This is a genomic window from Nocardioides sp. Z21_20, from assembly GCF_059766585.1.
In genome coordinates this window covers 676,664-695,765 of sequence record NZ_JCBAJX010000001.1, presented here as the reverse complement: position 1 = coordinate 695,765, position 19,102 = coordinate 676,664, and the positions used below count along the sequence as shown (strand labels likewise).

The window sequence follows — 19,102 nt, the reverse complement described above, 5'->3', positions numbered from 1 at the left end:
CGGTAACCGGCTCGCCTCAACCCCTCACCGGACGGCGAAGAGCCCGTGCGCGCCCCGCTCGGCGTCGAGCATCACGTGTGACACGAAGGGGTAGTGCCCGGCCTCGGGGAAGGTCAGCTCGACGAAGCCGCCTTGGGCGGCCTGCAGCCCGAGACTCTGCGCCCCGACCCCGGGCGTGCGCGGCAGCAGGTAGGCGCCCTCGGCCCACACGGTGTCGAACTGGCCGCCGACGACGTGGAACGACGTCGCCCGGTTGGGGCCGGCATCGAGCACCCAGACCCGGACCCGCCCGCCCACCCGAGCCGGCAGCGGGTCGTGGTCGTACTGGTCGGCGTAGCCGTTGAAGACCACCGCGTCCGGCTGCTCCGTGGCGAGCGCGTCGGCGTCGACCGGACCGCCCTGCGCGCCGTAGTAGTGCTCGGACTGCACCAGCAGGTAGCTGCGGTCGACCGCGGGCAGCCGGCGGGGCTCGATCACCACTGCGCCGTGCATCCCGTTGGCGATGTGCGCCGACATCGGCATCGTCGAGCAGTGGTACATCCAGATCCCCGCCCGGGACGCGGTGAACCGGTAGGTCAGCGACTCCCCGGGCGCGATCGTGCGCATCGGGCGGTCGGGGGCGAGGGCACCGGCATGGAAGTCGATGGAGTGCCCGATGCTCCCGTCGTTGACCAGCGTGATCACGAAGACGTCGCCGACGCGTCCGTGCAGCACCGGCCCCGGAGCGACGCCGTCATAGGTCCACAGCGTCTGGCTGACGCCCGGCGCCACGTCGCGCTCGACCTCGGTGACGGTGAGCGTACGGCGGTGCACGCGGGCGTCGCCGAGCGGCGCCAGCACGGCGTCGCGGGCCTCGAAGCCCGCCGCGGGGGCGGCCATCGGGTCGCGCGCCGCGGACTCCTGCTCGTTCTGCTGGGTGTGCCCGTGCTCGGCGGGGGCGCTGCCCTCCCCCGTCGGGGCAGCGCCCCCCACCCGGACCTCGAGCACCATGCCCATCTGCCGGTGCCCGACGAGCGAGCACCAGCCGTCCAGGTCGCGGCCGACCACCTCGACCACCACCTCGGCGCTCTGTCCGGCCGCGAGCCGTCCGCTGGCCTCGCCCGAGTCGAGGACGAGGTCGTGGACGTCGTCGTCGGCGTTGACGACCTCGATCACCAGGCGGTCTCCGAGCGGGACGTCGACCACGGCGGGGCTGAAGCGCATGTCCTCGGCGGTGACCTGGACGGTGGTGGTCTCGCCGGTGGGCGTGGCGTCGCCCGTCGCGTCCGCCCGGGCGCCGGCGCCGCCCAGGGCCAGCGGGTCCAGCGAGACCCCGACGGCCACGGCGAGCACGACGGCGCAGATCCCGGTCGCCGCCAGGCCCGCGACCTGACCGCGGGGGCGGGCCTCGGCCGGCGCGCGGACCGGCGCGATCCCGGCCGCCCGGTCCGCGTCGGCCAGCCGGCGCAGCCGGTGCGAGGCACGCACGGCCAACACCAGCAGCGGAACCGAGCTTGCCAGCGCCGCGAGCACCACGATCGAAGAGAGCACCCGGACCAGGCTCGGCACCGGCAGCGCGCACACCAGCAGCCCGGCGTTGGCCGCGGCGATCCGCAGCGCCCCGCCGCGGTCCATGATCGCGTTGGCGGCGCGCACCGGCGCCGGCCCGCCGCCCAGCACCATCGGCACCAGGTAGCCCAGCGCACCCAGCAACACCTGCGCCGCGAAGCCGGCGGCCAGGAACTGCACCAGCCAGTCGAAGCGCTCCCCGGCCTGCGCCCAGCCGGACGCGGTGACCAGCGCGAGCACGAGCGCCACCAGGCAGCCCACCAGCCAGGTGACGCCGGCCAGCACCGACCAGGTCGGGTGCGAGGCCGGCGGGCGGGTGAGCGCGGCGCGCGCCAGCGGCACGGCCAGCACGCCCAGCGCCACGACGTACCCGGCCAGGCCGGCGGCGACGACGTCCAGCTGGCCGGCCAGGGCCCCGCCGGCGGCCACCAGCACTGCCGAGATCAGCAGCGGCAGCGCCCGGCGCGAGGCGGCCTCGCTGCCCTCGCCGAGCCGGGTGCGCAGCATCGTGGGCCACAGCGTGACCAGGGTGCCCGTCACCGTGATCCCGACCCAGCCCAGCAGGTTGATCGAGACGTGCGCGAGCAGCACCCGCTCGTGCCAGCGCTCCCCCAGGCCGCGGGCCAGGACCGTGCCGAGTCCACCGCCGATCGGCAGGAAGGCGGCGGCGGCCAGGTAGTAGTGAACGGTGCCGGCGAAGCGGGCCGGCAGCGCTCGGCGCAGCTGGCGCAGCAGCAGCAGCCCGTGCGTCGCCACCGCCGCACCGACCGCGACCGCGCCGAGCAGCGTCATCGGCCACCACGAGGACAGTACGCCGGCGATCACGCCGACCACACCCGCGTTGAGGGTGGCCAGCAGGACCGTGCGCAGGCGCTGCTCGCGCTCGTCGGTGGGGGTGTGCAGCACCGCGTCGGCGAAATGCTTGCTCCAGACCACGATCGAGTGGGTGACCGCCCCGAGCAGCAGCAGGTGGACCATCAGCCAGCGCGGCGCGGGCAGCCACGGGTGCACCAGGGTCGCGGCCACCAGCACCGAGAGCCACAGCAGCGCCGGCAGGTCGCGCAGCGCGGAGAAGCCGCGGCGCCGCGTCGGGGCGCTCACGAGCGGCTCGCGGCCGGGGTGCGGCGGGGCGCGGTGGGGCGGGTCGCGGTGGGGCGGGTCGCGGACCAGACGGCGATCCCCGCGAAGAGCAGCACCGCAGCGATGTTCAGGGCTCCGCCGCTCTGCCAGGCGAGGTGCCAGCCGCGCGCGTCACCGCCCCAGATCCGCAGCACGAGGGAGGCGTGCAGCACGACGGCGGGCAGCCACAGCAGCGGGTGGTAGGGCAGCCGGCGGCCCAGCACGGCGGGCAGGATCACCGGGGCGTGGGCCATGATCATCGACACGGTGAAACCGAGGAAGACCGCGTGCACGACGGCGTCGTAGGACCCCCCTTGGGACGTTGGTCCTGCAACCAGCCAAACCGCTCCGGCGACCGCGAGCCAGGCATAGCCTGCCAGCATGCAGCCGGCCATGAAGCGTGGCAGCCCGGTACCGGTGACGGTACGACGGGCGATGTCGTGACGCACCAGCCAGGCGACGAGGACCAGCAGCACGACCCCGAGCAGCACCGTGCTGCGCGGCCACAGCAGGGCGGCGGTGACCGCGGCGCACAGCGCGCCGGCCTGGAGCACCAGCAGCGGTCCGGCGGAGGGGCCCATCTGGATCCGGGCCAGCTCGAGGCGCTCGCCGGCGATGGTCAGCACCACGAAGCCGACCAGCCACGGCAGCAGCGTCGCGACCGGCACCCCGCCCAGCCACAGCACCGCGGCACCGAGCGCCAGCACCGCGCCGAGGACCTGGACGAGGACCGCGTCGTCGCGCTGGCGTCGCCACAGTGGCACGTAGAGGGCCACCAGGGCCGCGGTTCCGGCGACCAGCAGCGAGCGGCCGACGGTGAGCGGGAGCGGGCTCAGCGTGGTGAGGACCCCGGCGCCCAGCAGGCCCGGCGCCAGCAGGCCGATCCGGCGGCGCAGCGCCACCGCGCGCTCCAGCGCGATCAGGGTGCCGACGAAGCCCAGCACCATCAGCACGCCGTGCACCTCCGGGAGGCGGTCGGTGCGCACCGGCGCCGGCAGCCCGAGCAGCACCAGGCCCGCGTCGATGCCGGCGAGCAGGGCCACGGCAGCCGGTGCGGCGAGCGCGCCGCGCACCGCCGTACGGCGTGCGGGAGGGGCCGCGACGAGGCCAATATTTTCCACGGACCAAACTGTACTAAAATCGAATCTCGGCCGCTGAACATCGGCCGGAATCGCCCATCACGGGCCTGTCGAGGGAGCGCGCAATGACGCACGATCTGGGAATCACCGAAGTCCGGGCCACCGGCGGCTGCGGAGGAGGCGGCGGCGGCTGCGGCTGCGGGGCCGGCGAGGCGGGGTTGCCCGAGCTCGACGCCCGCCTGGTGCCGCACGCGATCCGCCACGCCACGATCTTCGGCGCCCTCGGCGGCCTCGCCCCGGGTGCGGGCATGGTGCTGGTGGCGCCGCACGACCCGCTCCCGCTGCTCGCGCAGCTCGAGGAGCGCGAGCCCGGGGCGTTCGAGACCAGCTACCTGCAGCGCGGTCCCGAGGCCTGGAAGATCCAGCTCGTCCGCATCCTCCCGCGATGAGCGCCACTCACCAGCTCGAGCGCAGCCTGCGCAACGGGTGGATGGCCGAGGTCGACTTCGACCAGGCGCCGTTCACGATCGCCTGGGAGGTGACCCGGGCCTGCGCCTTCTCCTGCGTGCACTGCCGCGCCGACGCCCAGCATCGGCGCAACCCGAACGAGCTGAGCACCGAGGAGGGCTACGCCCTGATCGACCGGCTCGCCGAGTTCGGCTCGCCGATCATGGTCTTCACCGGCGGCGACCCGATGATGCGCAAGGACCTCTTCGACCTGATCGAGTACTCCACCGAGGCGGGGCTGCGCTGCTCGCTCACCCCGACCGCGACGGCGCTGCCGACGACCGCCCGGCTCAAGCGGGCCCAGGAGGCCGGCGTACGGCGCATCGCGTTGAGCCTGGACGCGCCGACGCCGGAGGTGCACGACGAGTTCCGCCAGGTCAAGGGCTCCTGGCAGCGGACGATGGACATCCTCCACAACGCCCACGAGATCGGGCTCAGTGCCCAGATCAACACCACCGTGACCACCCACAACCTGCACCTGCTGCCGCAGATGGTGGAGTTCGTCCGCGAGGTCGGGGCGGTGCAGTGGAGCGTGTTCTTCCTGGTGCCGATGGGCCGGGGCCAGGAGCTGTCGATGATCACCCCCGAGGAGCACGAGCGGGTGCTCAACTGGCTCTTCGAGCTGTCCCTGGCCGGCGACTTCGACGTCAAGGCGACCGCCGCGCCGATGTACCGACGGATCGCGGCCACCCGCGGCGGCCAGGGCGTCTCCGGTGCCGGGTTCGCGTTCGGCGACGGCCTCGCGCGACCCAAGCACGGAGTCAACGACGGCCGCGGCTTCCTGTTCATCTCCCACCTCGGCGAGATCATGCCCTCGGGCTTCCTGCCGATCTCCGTGGGCAACGTGCGCACCGACGACGTCGTCGACGTCTACCGCAACCACGAGCTCTTCCGGGCCCTGCGCGACCCCGAGGCCCTCACCGGCAAGTGCGGCGTGTGCGAGTTCCGCGACGTCTGCGGCGGCCAGCGCGGCCGCGCGTACGCCGTCACCGGGGACCCGCTCGCCTCCGACCCGGCCTGCGCGTACGTGCCGGCCGCCTGGGCCGGCTGAGGGCTGGGCTGGGCTGGGCTGGGCTGGGGGCAACGTCCCACTGGCCTCACCCTCCCCGGCGTTCACGAGTTAACGTGTGAAACCCGCACCTCCCACACGAAGGAACACGTGGGAAGTGCCAGTTTCGTGTGGCCAGGCGCGCACAGCGAGTGCGCCGCGCCCCACTGGCCCCACCCTCCCCGGGATTCACGAGTTAACGTGTGAAACCCGCACGCCCCACACGAAGGAACACGTGGGAAGCGCGGGTTCCGTGTGCCCAGTACGCCGTACGCCGCTCCTCGCTGGCCCGCGCCCGCGTCGTGTGTCCGACGACGCGCCGCAGCGCGTGCTCAGGCACACGACCGGGCCTGGGCGGCGGCTGCGAGGCGCGCGCAGCGAGTGCGCGTCGCCCCCTCAGAACCGGAGGATCGCGGCGGCGTACTCGATCTCGGGAAGGTCCTCCTCGGCGAGGACGTGTACGGCGCCGCCGTGGGCGAGCGTCATCGCGGCGGCGCGCTCGACGAGGTCCTGGCAGCTGGGGTCGGGGGTCTCGCTGATCGTGATCGTGCCGGCCTCGGCGTCGAAGGTGCCCCACACGGTCGGGTCCATCCGGAGCATCAGCGTCTCGACCTGGCCGCGGTGCGCGGACTTCACCAGGTGCTCCAGGCCCCAGGCGACCTTGGGATCGTGCTTGCCCTTGAGCGCAGCGAAGCGCGCGACCGCGTCGCGCCGGGTGGCGTCGAGCCGGGGGCGAGCCGCCTCGTAGGCGACCTCGTGCAGGCGGGCGCGGTCCAGCGAGTCGGGGTGGGTGTCGATGACGGCCTCGAGCAGCGCCCCCAGACCGCTGGCCTTGCGGAAGTGGCCGCCGAGCTCCGCATCCGCCACGAGTACGACGGGCAGCTTGCGGTGCGCGGTCACCGCGTCCATCACCGCGGCCACCTTGTGGGCGAAGTCGACGAGCTGGCCCTTGCGCCATTCCGGCGGGCTGTCGCCGTACACCTGGGAGTTGGCGATGCTCCCGCCGGTGCCGACACCGCGCGCGGCGGGCGAGGCCTGGACCGGGTTCTGGTAGTCGGACTCGGCCGCGTCGTCCTGGATGCCGTGCGGCATCTGTGCCGCCCGGTTCTCGACCAGGGCGAACCGGGAGGCGGTGTAGAGGGTGACGTGGCGCGCCGCCAGCGCGAGCACCCGGAAGCCGCCGTCGGCGGCCAGCAGCGGCAGCAGCGGCTTGGCGTGGAAGCCCGGTCCGACGGTGACCCCCTCCTCCAGCTCGAGGGGTACCCGGTAGGAGCGCATCTCCTCGCGATCGAGGAAGAGGGCGAGCCCGGCGTCGCGGTGCTGCCAGAAGAACTCGTCGTCGAGCAGGGCGAGCGCCGGCCTCAGCGTCGCGTCCGCCTCACCGGCGGGCAGGCCCGCCTCCACCAGTCCTTCGCGGGCCCGGCCCACGAGGTTCTTCAGGCGGATCTGGTCCTGGCGGGCATCGGCCCCGGCGACGTGGGTCGGCAGGAAGAGCGACACCGCGAACGGGGTCTCGACGGCGGCCAGTCGGGTCAGGTCGGACGTGGTGAACATGCGCTCTCCTTCAACTCCGGGAGGCTGCGAGCCAGGCGCCGCAGCGACGAAGGGGCCGGCTCTCGATCATGCCTGGCCGGCCCCACCGGGCACACCCCCCCCGCAGTGAAGGGAACGTCAGTTCACCGACTCCCGGCGCAGCGCCTCGAGCGCGGCGGGGTCCAGCGGCGGCAGCGCCGCGTCCCGGGTCAGCGAGGGCGACATCGACGCGGTCGGCACCGCGCCGCTGCGGCCGCGGTAGACCACGTAGGGACGCCACAGGTAGGCCAGCGGCGCGGACCAGACGTGGACCAGCCGGGTGAAGGGCCACATCGCCATGAACAGGAACCCGCCCAGGGCGTGCAGCTGGTAGGCCAGCGGGGCCTCGACCATCAGCGCGGACTCGGGACGGAACCAGAAGACCCCGCGGAACCACACCGAGATGCTCTCGCGGTAGTCGTAGCCGTGCCCGACGTACTGGCTGAGCACCGAGATCATCCCGAGCCCGATCATCAGCACCAGGGCGGCGTAGAGCACCCGGTCTGACATCGTGGTCGTCATCCGCACCCGCCCGTGCAGCACCCGGCGGGCGAGCAGCAGGATCAGGCCGATCACCAGCATGATGCCGGTGACGGTGCCGCCACCGACCGCGACCACGTGGTAGGCGTGCTCGGAGATGCCGAGCGCCTCGGTCCACGAGGCGGGCACCAGCAGGCCCATCACGTGCCCGGCGATCACGCCGAGGGCGCCGAGGTGGAACAGCGGCGAGCCGAGGCGCAGGATCCGGCCCTCGAGGAGCTGGCTGGTGTGCGTGGTCCAGCCGAACTGGTCGTGGCGCCAGCGCCACACGTGGCCGACCAGGAAGACGGTGAGGCACAGGTAGGGCACGACGACCCAGAGGAAGTGGTTCATGCCGAGACCTCCGACGAGGGGCAGGTGGGATAGGGGGCGACGCCGATCCGGGCGAGCTCGTCCGGACCGTTCAGGTCCGGTCCGTTCAGGTCGGAGCCGTAGGGGTCCAGGCCCACCGACTCCACCGGTGGGCCGTCGACCGCGAGCGCGGCGATCGCCTCGATGTCGGCGGCGGTCAGCGGCGGCAGGGAGAGGGTGATGGTGTCCAGCACGTGCAGGTACGGCGAGCCGGTGGAGTCCAGCGCCGCGCGCAGCAGCTCCAGCCCGCGTCGGTGCTGGCGCAGCGGGGCCTCCCCGTCACCGGGGCCGACCATCGCCGCGAACTCCAGCACCACCGGGAGCAGGTCCGGCAGCTCGCCGTCGGCCAGCTTCAGCCCGCGTGCCCGGTAGCGCTGCTTGAGGGTGAGCAGCGCGACGCCGCGCTTGCGGGTGTCGCCGTGCAGGTAGTAGGTCAGGTAGAGCCCCGACTTGCGCTGCAGGTCGAACGTCGCGACGTAGTGGCGCTGGACGGCGCCGAGCTCGGTCTCGCTCAGCCAGGCGAGGAAGGCCTGGAGACCCTCGCGCGCCTCGTCGTGCTCGATCGCGGCGGCGGCCGCGGCCAGCCCGTCGCGGGCCGCGAGCAGCTCGTCGTCGGGGTAGGTCAACAGCAGCGCGGCCAGCTCGAAGACCCGGACGCGGTCGGCCGGCTCGACGCTCGAGACGCCCCTCACGCCAGGCCTCCGGCCGGCTCGATCGACAGCCCGGGACGGCCGTCCTTGCGGCGGAAGGAGAGACCCTTGCCGCCGATCCGGACGTCGTCGTCGGACTCGACGAGGTGGAAGCTCTCCACCGACGCGCCGACGGCGGCACCTTCGCCGCCCATACCCGGCCCACCTTCGCAGTCCAGCGAGCAGTCGTTCTGGGCGGCCGCCTGCGCCTCGAGCGCGGCGGCGTCCTTGCTGTAGGCCACCGGGATCACGTAGCGCTCGTCGTACTTGGCGATGGCGAGCAGGCGGTACATCGCCTCCACCTGGTCCGCGGTCATCCCGATGCCCTCGAGGAGCTCCTCGGCGACGGTGCCGTCGAGGGTGCGCACCCGCATGTAGGAGCGCATCGCGGCGAGCTTCATCAGCACGCCGGCGACCGCGTCGGCGTCACCGGCGGTGAACAGCTCGGCGAGGTACTCCACCGGGATCCGCAGGTCGCGGATGGTGTGGAAGACGTCGTCGGCGTCGGTGTCGTCGCGCCCGGCCTGACCCACCGCGTCGAGCACCGGCGAGAGCGGCGGGACGTACCAGACCATCGGCAGCGTGCGGTACTCCGGGTGCAGCGGCAGCGCGATGCGGTACTCGCTGATCAGCTTCCACACCGGCGAGGCCATCGCCGCGTCGAGCCACTCCTGCGGCATGCCCTCCTCACGCGCGGCCTGCTGGACGGCCGGGTCGTGCGGGTCGAGGAACACGTCGCGCTGGGCGTCGAGCAGGTCGTGCTCGTCCTCGACCGAGGCCGCGGCGAGCACCGCGTCCTCGTCGTAGAACACGATGCCCAGGTAGCGCAGCCGACCCACGCAGGTCTCCGAGCAGATCGTCGGCTGGCCGGCCTCGATGCGCGGGAAGCAGAACGTGCACTTCTCCGCCTTGCCGGTGGCGTGGTTGACGTAGACCTTCTTGTAGGGGCACGACGAGACGCACATCCGCCAGCCACGGCACTTGTCCTGGTCCACCAGGACGATGCCGTCCTCCTCGCGCTTGTACATCGCGCCCGAGGGGCAGGCCGAGACGCAGGCGGGGTTGAGGCAGTGCTCGCAGATCCGCGGCAGGTGGAACATGAAGGTCTTCTCGAACTCGAACTTGACCTTCTCCGCCACCACCGCGGGGTCCATCTTCACGATGTTGGGGTCCTGGTCGGCGCGCTCGTGCGCACCGCCGAGGCTGTCCTCCCAGTTGGCGCCCCACTCCAGCGACATCGGCTTGCCGGTGAGCGCCGAGCGCGGCTGCTTGACCGGGGTGTCCTTGAGCCCGGCCGGCGCGTTGACCAGCACGTCCTTGTCGAACGTCGCGGGCTCGTAGTAGTCCTCCAGGGCGGGGAGGTCGGGGTTGGCGAAGATCCGGCTGAGCCGCTTGGTGCGGGTGCCCGAGCGCAGCGTGAGCCGGCCCTTGCGGTCCAGCATCCAGCCGCCGTGCCACTTGTCCTGGTCCTCGTAGTGCTTGGGGTAGCCGATGCCGGGCTTGGTCTCGACGTTGTTGAACCAGACGTACTCGGTGCCCTCCCGGTTGGTCCACGTCTGCTTGCACGTGACCGAGCACGTGTGGCAGCCGATGCACTTGTCCAGGTTCATCACCATGGCGACCTGCGCGCGAAGCTTCATCAGTACTGCACCTCCTGCGCGCGACGGCGGATGACCGTGATCTCGTCGCGCTGGCTCCCGATGGGGCCGTAGTAGTTGAAGGCGTAGGTCAGCTGGGCGTGACCACCGGCCAGGTGGGTCGGCTTGATCAGGAGCCGGGTCATCGAGTTGTGGTAGCCGCCGCGGCGACCGCTCTCCTCGGTCTTCGGCACGTTCACCGTGCGCTCGGGCGAGTGGTACTGGAAGCTGGTGCCCTCCGGCATCCGGTGGCTGACCACGGCGCGGGCCACGATGACGCCGTTGCGGTTGACCGCCTCGATCCAGTCGTTGTCGGCGACCCCGATCTTGGCGGCGTCCTCGACGCTCATCCAGACCACCGGGCCACCGCGCGAGAGCGCCAGCATCAGCTCGTTGTCGTGGTACATCGAGTGGATCGACCACTTCGCGTGCGGCGTCAGGAACCGCACAGTCACCCCGCCGTCGACCAGCTCACCGGGCGGCCCGAAGTGGCGCGCCATGTTCAGCGGCGGACGGAACGCCGGCAGGTGCTCGCCGAGCTCGGCGACCCAGTCGTGCTCGACGAAGAAGTGCTGGCGCCCGGTCAGCGTGTGCCACGGCTTGGAGCGCTCGACGTTCAGCGTGAACGGCGAGTAGCGGCGCCCGCCCTTCTCCGAGCCCGACCACTCCGGGCTGGTGAAGACCGGCTGCGGCGCCCGCTGGGTGTCGGGGTAGGAGATCTGGTCGCGCTCGTGGCCCTCGATCAGGTCGACGAACGGCTGGCCGGTGCGCTCCTCGAGACGACGGAAGCCCTCCTCGGCGACCCGGCCGTTGGTGGTGCCCGACAGCGCCAGGATCGCCTCGCACATCCGGTCCGCGGTGGCCAGCGACGGTCGTCCCGCGAAGGGGCCGTCGGCGACCACGCCGTTCTCGCGGCGCAGGTACTCCAGCTCGGCGGTGACGTCGACGGTGATCGCCTTGGTGGTGGTGCCGAGCTTGTCGAGCAGCGGCCCGACCGCGCGCATCTTCGCACCGATCAGCGTGTAGTCGCGCTCGATCTCGACCAGCTTGGGCATCGTCACGCCGGGGATCGGGTCGCACTCGGCCGGGTGGCCCGGGCGGGCCTTCCAGTCGCGGACCCGGCCGCCCGGGGTGGCCAGCTCGTCGGCGGTGTCGTGCTGCAGCGGCGCGGCGAGCACGTCGCGGCGCACGCCGAGGTGGGTGACGGCCAGCTCGCTGAACCGGTCGGCGATCGCCAGGAACGCGTCGTAGTCGGTGTGCGCGTCGGCCGGCGGCGGCACCGCGGGGCTGAACGAGTGCACGAACGGGTGCATGTCGGTGGTCGAGATGTCGTGCTTCTCGTACCAGGTGGCGGCCGGCAGCACCACGTCGCTGTGCAGGCCGGTGTTGGTCATCCGGAAGTCGATCGTGGTGAGCAGGTCGAGCTTGCCGGTGGGCGCGTCCGGACGCCAGGTGAGGTCGCGCGGGCGCTCGCCCTCGCCGCACTCCTCAGCGCTGGCCAGGGAGTCGACGCCGAGCAGGTGGCGCATGAAGTACTCGTTGCCCTTGCCCGAGGAGCCGAGCAGGTTGGCCCGCCACAGGGTGAGGCAGCGCGGGAAGTTGGCCGGGTCGTCGGGGTCGTCGGCGGTGGCCTTGAGCCTTCCCGCCTGCAGCTCGGAGACGATGTGCTGCGCGACCGGGACGCCGGCGGCGGCCGCCTCGTCGGTGAGGTCGAGCGGGTTGCGGTTGAACGCCGGGTGGCCCGGGGACCAGCCCATCCGCTGCGCGGCGGCGACGGTGTCGGCGAAGGACATCCCGTCCAGGCGACCGGTGCCCAGCGGCGAGGACAGCTCGTCGGCCGGGACCCGCTCGTAGCGCCACTGGTCGGTGTGCAGGTACCAGAACGGGGTGCTCGCCTGGTGGCGCATCGGGCGCTGCCAGTCGAAGGCGAAGGACATGTGCTGCTGTCCGGTGATCGGACGGGCCTTCTCCTGACCCACGTAGTGCGCCCAGCCGCCGCCGTTCACGCCCTGGCAGCCGGTCAGGGTGACCAGCGCGATGAAGGCGCGGTAGGTCATGTCGGAGTGGAACCACTGGTTGGCGCCGGCGCCCATCGCGATCAGCGAGCGGCCCTTGCTGCGCTCGGCGTTGCGGGCGAACTCGCGGCCGATCTTGGCGGCCATGGTGGCGGGGACGCCGGTGATCGTCTCCTGCCAGGCCGGGGTGTTGGGCTCGGAGGCGTCGTCGTAGCCGGTGGGCCAGGTGCCGGGCAGGTCGCCGCGCTTGACGCCGTACTGCGCCATCAGCAGGTCGAAGACGGTGGTGACCAGGTGCTCGCCGACCTGACGGACCGGTACGCCGCGGCGCATCGTGGTGCCGCCCTCGGTGTCGCCGATGTCGAAGCGGGCCAGGTCGACCTCGACCGCGCCGCTCTCGTGGCCGGCCAGGCCGACCGCGGGCACGACGTCCTCGAGGTCGAGGTTCCACTTGCCCATGCCGGAGTCGTTCCAGCGGAAGCCCAGCGAGCCGTTGGGCACGACCAGGTCGCCGTTGCGGTCGTCGACGAGCACGGTCTTGTGGGCCGCGCCCTCCTCGGTGTCGCCGAGGTCGGCGGCGGTCAGGAACCGGTCGGAGGTCCAGGCGCCGTCGCGCTCGCGCAGCGTCACCAGGAACGGCAGGTCGGTGAACTTGCGGACGTAGTCGGTGAAGTAGGGGACCTGGCGGTCGCGGAAGAACTCCGCGAGCACGACGTGGCCCATCGCCATCGCCAGCGCGCCGTCGGTGCCGGGGTGCGGGGCCAGCCAGTCGTCGGCGAACTTCACGTTGTCGGCGTAGTCGGGGCTGACCGCGACCACCTTGGTGCCGCGGTAGCGGGCCTCGGCGAGGAAGTGCGCGTCGGGCGTGCGGGTCACCGGGATGTTGGAGCCCCACATCACCAGGTAGGTGGAGTTCCACCAGTCGCCGGCCTCGGGGACGTCGGTCTGGTCGCCCCACACCTGCGGGGACGCGATCGGCAGGTCGGCGTACCAGTCGTAGAAGCTGAGCAGGGTGCCGCCCATCAGCGCGTGGTAGCGGGTGCCGGCGGCGAACGAGGCCATCGACATCGCCGGGATCGGGGAGAAGCCGACGACCCGGTCCGGCCCGTACTTCTTCGTGGTGTGCACGTGGGCGGCCGCGATCATCGTGGTCACCTCGTCCCAGTCCATCCGGACGAAGCCGCCGCGGCCGCGCTGGCTCTTGTAGATGTGGGTCTTGATCGGGTTCTCGACGATGTCGGCCCAGGCGAGCACCGGGTCGCCCAGGCGCGCCAGCGACTCGCGGTACATCTGCGCGAGCGCGCCGCGCACGTAGGGGTGACGCACCCGCGACGGGGAGTACTCGTACCAGGAGAACGACGCGCCGCGCGGGCAGCCGCGGGGCTCGTAGTCCGGGGAGTCGGGTCCGGTCGTCGGGTAGTCGGTGGCCTGGTGCTCCCAGGTGATCAGGTCGTCCTTGACGAAGACGTTCCACGAGCAGGAGCCGGTGCAGTTGACCCCGTGGGTGGAGCGGACGACCTTGTCGTAGCTCCAGCGGTCGCGGTAGAAGGACTCCCACGCCGAGCCGTCGACGCCCTCGATGTGGTGCAGGGTGCGCCCGGAGTCGCCCACCGTGTCGCGGGTGAGGAAGCGTCGGGCGGCCAGCAGCGGGCCCGTCCCTGGCACGTGGTCGGTACTGGCCGACGCGGCGGGGCGGGGTTCTCCATGGCGCACGAGGACGGCTCCTTCTCGGGGGGTGAGGGTGGCGGGTCGTGGCGCCGGGCCACGGCGTCCTCCAGGAAAGGAGACGACCGCCGAGAGAACCTTCCCCTTTCGGCGCCGCGTAGGGACCTGCGATTGGGCCCCACCGCACGGGACCTTGGACCCCGTGGAAAAGGGGACCCTGGGCCGATCGGCCGTGGTCAGACCCTCTCGACACCGATTCAATATCGTATATTGTGTAGGAAACACCTGATCGTGAAGGGAGCCGGCATGCCGATCCAACCCGGTGGCGCCGGTCTGTCGATCGCCGCCGGCGTGCGCGAGTTCGCTCGCGCCACGCCGCACGCCACCGCCGTGATCGACGGCGACCGCACCCTGAGCTTCGCGGCCCTCGGCGAGCGCTCCAGCCGGCTCGCCCAGGCGCTGCTCGCCCGCGGGCTCGCGCCCGGCGAGCGCGTCGCCGTACTGCTCGGCAACCGCCTGGAGTACCCCGAGCTGGCGGCCGGGATCGCCAAGGCCGGGCTGGTGATGGTGCCGCTCAACCCGCGGCTGACCGCCCCCGAGGCGCGCTTCATCCTCGAGCACTCCGGGGCCCGCGCGGTGGTCCTCGACGACGCGCTGGCGCACGTGGTCGGCGACGCCGTCGCCGAGACCGGGCTGGTCGCCCTCTGCCTCGACGGCACCGGGCTGGGCCCGTCGTACGAGGACGCGCTGGCCACCGCGCGCGCCGCCGACCCGCTGGTCGCGGTCGGCGAGCTGGACCCGTTCTGCATCGCCTACACCTCCGGCACCACCGGCCGCCCCAAGGGCGTGCTGATCTCGCACCGCAGCCGGGCGCTGACCTTCTACCTGAGCGCGCTGGAGTGGGGCCTCGGCCCGGGCCGCAGGTCGGCCGCCGTCGCGCCGATGTACCACGGCGCCGGCTTCGCGTTCGGCTACGCGCCGGTCTTCGCCGGGGGCACGGTGTCGATGCTGCGCGCGTGGGATCCCGAGGAGTTCCTCGCCCTGGCCGAACGGGACCGCGTGCAGTCGACGTTCCTGGTCCCGACCCACGCGCAGATGCTGCAGGGCCTGGGCGAGGGCGCGGTCGCGCGCCACGACCTGAGCGCGCTCGACACGCTCTACTTCAACGCGGCCGCGCTGCCGTGGACGCTGAAGCAGTGGGTGATGGCGCAGTTCCCCCAGTGCGGCATCCACGAGCTCTACGGCTCGACCGAGGCGGGCATCATCACCAACCTGCGCCCGGTCGACCAGCACACCCGGCCCGGCTCGGTCGGCCACGCCTGGTTCCTCACCGAGCTCCGGGTCGTCGACGCCCAGGGCGAGCCGGTCGGGCCCGGGGAGCCGGGCGAGCTCTTCAGCCGCTCGCCGTTCCTGATGAACGGCTACCACGACGATCCCGAGGCGACGGCCGCCTGCACCACCGCGGACGGCTTCGTCACCTGTGGCGACGTGGTGGTCCGCGACGAGGACGGCTACGTGCACATCGTCGACCGCCTCAAGGACCTGATCATCTCCGGCGGCCTGAACGTCTACCCGCGCGAGGTCGAGGACGTCCTGCGCGAGCACCCCGCGGTCCTCGACGTCGCGGTCGTCGGCGTCCCGAACAGCACCTGGGGCGAGGAGGTCGCGGCCTACGTCGTGCTGCGCGGCGACCTCGACGACGCCTGCCGCGAGGAGCTGGTGGCGCACTGCCGCGAGCGGCTCGCCGGCTACAAGACGCCCCGGCACTGGAGCGCGCTGGCGGCGCTCCCCCGCAACGCCGGCGGCAAGGTCCTCAAGCGCGAGCTGCGCGACAGCCTCGTCGCGGGCGACTGAGCACACCACCGACCCACCCCACCACCCGAAACGAGGAGCACCTGTGCGACCCCATGTCGAGCTCATCCAGGAAGACGACTACGTCTGGCACGGCGCCGAGCTGCCCGGCGGCGAGGGCCGCGCGAGCGAGCGCCGGCTCTCGGTCGACGAGGAGGACGGCTCGTCGTCGCTGCGCGTCGACTTCCACACCGACTGGGGCCGCGGTCCCGGCATCCACCACGCCAACACCGAGTACTACGTGCTCGAGGGCGAGATCGACTACGGCGGGCGGCGGATCGGCAAGGGCGGCTACGTCTACGCCCCCAAGGGCGTCCCGATCGACTACCTCAAGGCTGCCGAGGGCACCAAGATCCTGCACTACCGCGAGTACGGCGACGCGGGCTTCGACCCGGTCGACTCGCTGGCCGGCGCCTCCCGCTGGGCCGACGCCCGCGAGGACCTCATCGTCATCGACTCCGAGGCGATGAAGTGGGACGCGGTGCCGAACCCGGGGCCGATGCCCGGCCTGTTCATCAAGTACCTCCACGTCGACCCGGTCAGCGGCTTCTACACCCGCCTGGTGCACGCGCAGGAGGGCTGGTCGGACCACCGCCTGGCCCACCACCCCTGCTACGAGGAGGCCTACACGACCCAGGGCCACATGGAGTACAACTTCGGCACCCTCGACCTCGGCACCTACTTCTTCCGCCCCGCGCGGGTCAAGCACGGCCACTTCACCACGATGGAGGGCGGCGCCACCTGGCTGCTGCGCTCCGACGGGGAGCTGGCCAACTGGTACACCCAGAACGAGTGGGTCCGCTGGGGCGGCGAGGGCGTGAACTACGGCCCCGACGGCCTCGACGAGGCGCCGCACCCCGCCGCCCGGTGGGCGCACTCCACCCACGAGATGGCCCAGCCGTGGCGCACCGAGGAGGACATGCGCCAGCTCACCGCCTCATGGCAGTTCCAGCGCGACCAGGGACAGCACGACGCGCCGGTCGCCCACCACGGCTCAGGCGCCAACAAGGCCGACATCGCGATCGCCAAGGCGCTCGACGCCTTCAACCTCCAGGGCGGGCACGGCGGCGGCGAGCACACGCACGACCACGACCACGACCACTCCCACGAGCACGGTGACGCCCACGAGCACGGTGACGCGCACTCCCCCGAGGCCGCCGGACTCGACTGGGGCTGGAGCGGGCGCGAGACCGAGCACGCCGACGAGCGCTCCAGCCACAACTGGGCCGAGGGCCGCCCCTGGAAGAAGGGCGACCCGATCCCGGCGCCGATCCTCTCGAGCCTGCCGGTCCGCAGCCGCTCGCGCGGCCGCTGGGACGGCGACGGGATGTGATGGAGGCCGTCCACGGGTTCAACGGACACAGCTTCGCGGTCCTCCTGCACATCGCGCTGTTCGCGTACTGGCTCGGCGGCGACGTCGGCGTCTACTACGCGAGCCGCTACATCCTCAAGTCCGACCTCGGGCCGGAGGCCCGCGCGGTGTCGACGAAGATCATGCACGGCGTCGACATCGCGCCGCGGGTCTCGCTGGTGCTGATCCTGCCCAGCGGCATCACGCTGATGGCCTGGGGCCCGCTCGGCGAGGAGTTCTTCGTGCAGGGCTGGCTGCTGGCGCTGGTGTGGGTCGCCACCCTGGCCTGGCTCGCGGTCTCGGTGATCGACTACCGCGGCGGGGACACCCCGATCGCCCGGTTCTCGCAGCGCGCCGACCTGCTGGTGCGCTACGGGCTCAGCGCCGGGCTGGGCGCGGCCGGGCTCTACGCGATGGTCGCCACCGACCCGTTCGGTGTCGACACGAACCCCAAGTGGCTGGGCGCGAAGGTGGTGGCCTACGCGCTGTGCATCTTCTGCGGCGTGATGATCCGGCGCCGGCTGCTGCCCTTCGGCCCGGCGTTCGGACAGCTGGTCACCTCCGGCTCCACCCCGGAGGTGGAGCGGGCGATCAGCGCCTCGATCCGCCGGTGCGAGCCGTGGGTCTACGGGATCTGGGCGCTGGTGCTGCTCGCCGCCGCGCTCGGCGTCATCAAGCCCGGCTCGTCGGCCTTCTGAGACCGGCCCCACCGGTCACCGAGCAGCCGCCCGAAGACCAGCGCCGGGGTGAGCAGCATCCCGGAGCAGAAGCTGTTGCCGCAGGTGGCGCCGGCGCCGATCACCTCACCGATCGCGAACAGGCCGGGGATGACCTCCCCGGCCTGGTCGCGCACGGCGAAGGTGTCGTCGATGTCGAGACCGTCGAAGGTGACCACGGCGATGCCCTGGTTGAGCAGCGCGTAGAACGGCGCGACGGCGATCGGGGCGGGCAGGTGGGTGCGCCCGTGCTCGGGGTCGACGCCGGTGGCCACCGCGCGGTTGTACGCCGCGACGGACTCCACCAGGCCCTCGGCGTCGATGCCGGCGAGCGCGGCCAGCTCCTCGAGGGTGTCGGCGGCGTGCACGCCGGGGCGCGCGTTCGCGTGCCGACGCAGGTCGTCGGGCTGCCACCCCACCACGATCGGGGGCTGCCCGGCCCCGGAGCGGGCGACGGCGTCGTCGTCGAAGACGGTCCAGAAGACCTGGTCCGGCAGGTCGGTCAGCGCCCGCTCCTTGGCGTCGATCGACGGCTCGTCCTCGGCGATCCAACGGCGCCCGGCGCGGTCCACGTAGATCTCGCGCGGCGCCCGCTCGGTGGTGAGCAGCACCCGCTCCGCCCAGTTGGCGCGATGCGGCGTCTGCGGGTCGGGCATCCCGCCGAACGTCGGCAGGTAGGTGCCCGCTCCCTGCAGGGCGGCCCCCACGGCGCGGCCGAGGTGGATGCCGTCGCCGGTGGAGGTGCGTGAGGCGACGGTGACCAGGGCGACGCCGTGCCGCTCGGCGAACAGCTCGGGGTCGGCGCCGTACCCGCCGGTGGCCAGGACCACCGCCTCGGCGGTGACCTCGTGCTCGGCGCCGTCCCGGTAGACCTCGACGCCGCCGACGCGCCCCGCGCCGTCGGTGACCAGCCCGGTGACCGGGGCCTGGGTCCACAGCGTCAGGTCGTAGGACGCCCGGACCGCCTCGAGCTCGGCCTCGAGCACGTGCAGCACCGAGAGCCCGCCCTCGACGCCGTAGACGGTGCGCGCGATCTCGTAGGGCTCGTGGCCGTAGACCAGCCGCGGCGTCTCGGGGTCGAAGGGCATCCCGCGCGCGACCAGCCACTCGACGACCTCGGGCGCGTGCTCGGTCACCAGGCGGATCAGGTCGCGACGCCCGGTACGGCGGCTGATCCGGTCGATGTCGGCCAGGTGCCGGGCCGGGTCGTCGTCGATGCCACGCGCACGCTGCAGGCTGGTCCCGCCCGCGGAGAGGTGCCCGCCGCTGAGGTGCAGCGTCCCCCCGATGCGCCGGTCCTTCTCGAGCAGCAGCACGCGGGCGCCACCGCGGGCGGCGCGCGTCGCGCAGGACAGTCCGGCCGGGCCGGCGCCGACGACCACCAGGTCATACCGTTCAACCGTCATCCCTAGAT

Annotated in this window: 13 protein-coding genes; 5 read left to right on the top strand and 8 right to left on the bottom strand. The window is 72.6% G+C overall.

Annotation, left to right across the window (positions count from 1 at the left end; genetic code table 11):
• Positions 1 to 24 precede the first annotated feature (24 nt).
• Together AC6EH9_RS03385 and AC6EH9_RS03380 are read right to left on the bottom strand one after the other, a co-directional pair.
• On the bottom strand, positions 25 to 2,649 hold the full coding sequence (locus AC6EH9_RS03385; RefSeq protein WP_498420547.1) for a multicopper oxidase domain-containing protein: 2,625 nt from the start codon (positions 2,647 to 2,649) through the stop codon (positions 25 to 27).
• A complete protein-coding gene (locus AC6EH9_RS03380; protein WP_498420546.1) occupies positions 2,646 to 3,788 on the bottom strand; it encodes a DUF8744 domain-containing protein in 1,143 nt (380 codons plus the stop codon). The genes AC6EH9_RS03385 and AC6EH9_RS03380 overlap by 4 nt, the downstream gene beginning before the upstream one ends.
• 83 nt (positions 3,789 to 3,871) lie before the next feature.
• On the opposite strand from AC6EH9_RS03380, the gene AC6EH9_RS03375 reads away from it, so the two are divergent.
• Positions 3,872 to 4,195, top strand: a complete 324-nt coding sequence (locus AC6EH9_RS03375; protein ID WP_498420545.1) for a DUF2249 domain-containing protein — start codon at positions 3,872 to 3,874, stop codon at positions 4,193 to 4,195.
• Positions 4,192 to 5,304: a TIGR04053 family radical SAM/SPASM domain-containing protein gene (locus tag AC6EH9_RS03370; RefSeq protein ID WP_498420543.1), complete on the top strand. Its 1,113-nt coding sequence runs from the start codon at positions 4,192 to 4,194 to the stop codon at positions 5,302 to 5,304. Before AC6EH9_RS03375 ends, AC6EH9_RS03370 begins: the two co-directional genes overlap by 4 nt.
• Positions 5,305 to 5,697: 393 nt before the next feature.
• Here the strand turns inward: AC6EH9_RS03370 and AC6EH9_RS03365 are convergent, their stop codons facing one another.
• The 5 genes from AC6EH9_RS03365 to AC6EH9_RS03345 all read right to left on the bottom strand — a co-directional run bounded on the left by AC6EH9_RS03365 (position 5,698) and on the right by AC6EH9_RS03345 (position 13,770).
• Positions 5,698 to 6,855: a baeRF3 domain-containing protein gene (locus AC6EH9_RS03365; protein WP_498420541.1), complete on the bottom strand. Its 1,158-nt coding sequence runs from the start codon at positions 6,853 to 6,855 to the stop codon at positions 5,698 to 5,700.
• A 117-nt stretch (positions 6,856 to 6,972) separates the two neighbouring features.
• Complete coding sequence (gene narI / locus AC6EH9_RS03360; protein WP_498420539.1) at positions 6,973 to 7,746, bottom strand: respiratory nitrate reductase subunit gamma; 774 nt, start codon at positions 7,744 to 7,746, stop codon at positions 6,973 to 6,975.
• On the bottom strand, positions 7,743 to 8,456 hold the full coding sequence (narJ, locus tag AC6EH9_RS03355) for a nitrate reductase molybdenum cofactor assembly chaperone (RefSeq protein ID WP_498420536.1): 714 nt from the start codon (positions 8,454 to 8,456) through the stop codon (positions 7,743 to 7,745). The genes narI and narJ overlap by 4 nt, the downstream gene beginning before the upstream one ends.
• Entirely contained in the window at positions 8,453 to 10,093 is a 1,641-nt protein-coding gene (gene narH, locus AC6EH9_RS03350) for a nitrate reductase subunit beta (RefSeq protein ID WP_498420535.1), read from the bottom strand. Before narH ends, narJ begins: the two co-directional genes overlap by 4 nt.
• Positions 10,093 to 13,770 (bottom strand): nitrate reductase subunit alpha, encoded by a 3,678-nt coding sequence (locus AC6EH9_RS03345; RefSeq protein WP_498420533.1) that lies wholly within the window; start codon positions 13,768 to 13,770, stop codon positions 10,093 to 10,095. Before AC6EH9_RS03345 ends, narH begins: the two co-directional genes overlap by 1 nt.
• A gap of 306 nt (positions 13,771 to 14,076) precedes the next feature.
• Here AC6EH9_RS03345 and AC6EH9_RS03340 point away from each other — a divergent pair, with 306 nt between their 5' ends.
• The 3 genes from AC6EH9_RS03340 to AC6EH9_RS03330 are packed head-to-tail and all read left to right on the top strand — an operon-like array spanning position 14,077 to position 17,670.
• Entirely contained in the window at positions 14,077 to 15,624 is a 1,548-nt protein-coding gene (locus AC6EH9_RS03340; protein WP_498420530.1) for a class I adenylate-forming enzyme family protein, read from the top strand.
• A gap of 43 nt (positions 15,625 to 15,667) precedes the next feature.
• Positions 15,668 to 16,954, top strand: a complete 1,287-nt coding sequence (locus AC6EH9_RS03335; protein ID WP_498420527.1) for a DUF4437 domain-containing protein — start codon at positions 15,668 to 15,670, stop codon at positions 16,952 to 16,954.
• Positions 16,954 to 17,670 carry a hypothetical protein gene (locus AC6EH9_RS03330; RefSeq protein ID WP_498420524.1) on the top strand — a complete coding sequence of 239 codons (717 nt, stop codon included), beginning with the start codon at positions 16,954 to 16,956 and terminating at the stop codon, positions 17,668 to 17,670. Before AC6EH9_RS03335 ends, AC6EH9_RS03330 begins: the two co-directional genes overlap by 1 nt.
• Here AC6EH9_RS03330 and AC6EH9_RS03325 read toward each other — a convergent pair.
• The gene (locus AC6EH9_RS03325; protein WP_498420522.1) at positions 17,598 to 19,094 is read right to left on the bottom strand and encodes an FAD-dependent oxidoreductase; all 1,497 of its coding nucleotides are present in this window, start codon (positions 19,092 to 19,094) and stop codon (positions 17,598 to 17,600) included. The two genes, AC6EH9_RS03330 and AC6EH9_RS03325, sit on opposite strands and share 73 nt — an antisense overlap.
• Between the last annotated feature and the right edge of the window lie 8 nt (positions 19,095 to 19,102).

Coding starts and splice junctions, on each gene's coding strand:
- AC6EH9_RS03375 (WP_498420545.1), top strand. CDS start 3,872: ATGACGCACGATCTGGGAATCACCGAAGTCCGGGCCACCGGCGGCTGC.
- AC6EH9_RS03370 (WP_498420543.1), top strand. CDS start 4,192: ATGAGCGCCACTCACCAGCTCGAGCGCAGCCTGCGCAACGGGTGGATG.
- AC6EH9_RS03365 (WP_498420541.1), bottom strand. CDS start 6,855: ATGTTCACCACGTCCGACCTGACCCGACTGGCCGCCGTCGAGACCCCG.
- narI (WP_498420539.1), bottom strand. CDS start 7,746: ATGAACCACTTCCTCTGGGTCGTCGTGCCCTACCTGTGCCTCACCGTC.
- narH (WP_498420535.1), bottom strand. CDS start 10,093: ATGAAGCTTCGCGCGCAGGTCGCCATGGTGATGAACCTGGACAAGTGC.
- AC6EH9_RS03340 (WP_498420530.1), top strand. CDS start 14,077: ATGCCGATCCAACCCGGTGGCGCCGGTCTGTCGATCGCCGCCGGCGTG.
- AC6EH9_RS03330 (WP_498420524.1), top strand. CDS start 16,954: ATGGAGGCCGTCCACGGGTTCAACGGACACAGCTTCGCGGTCCTCCTG.
- AC6EH9_RS03325 (WP_498420522.1), bottom strand. CDS start 19,094: ATGACGGTTGAACGGTATGACCTGGTGGTCGTCGGCGCCGGCCCGGCC.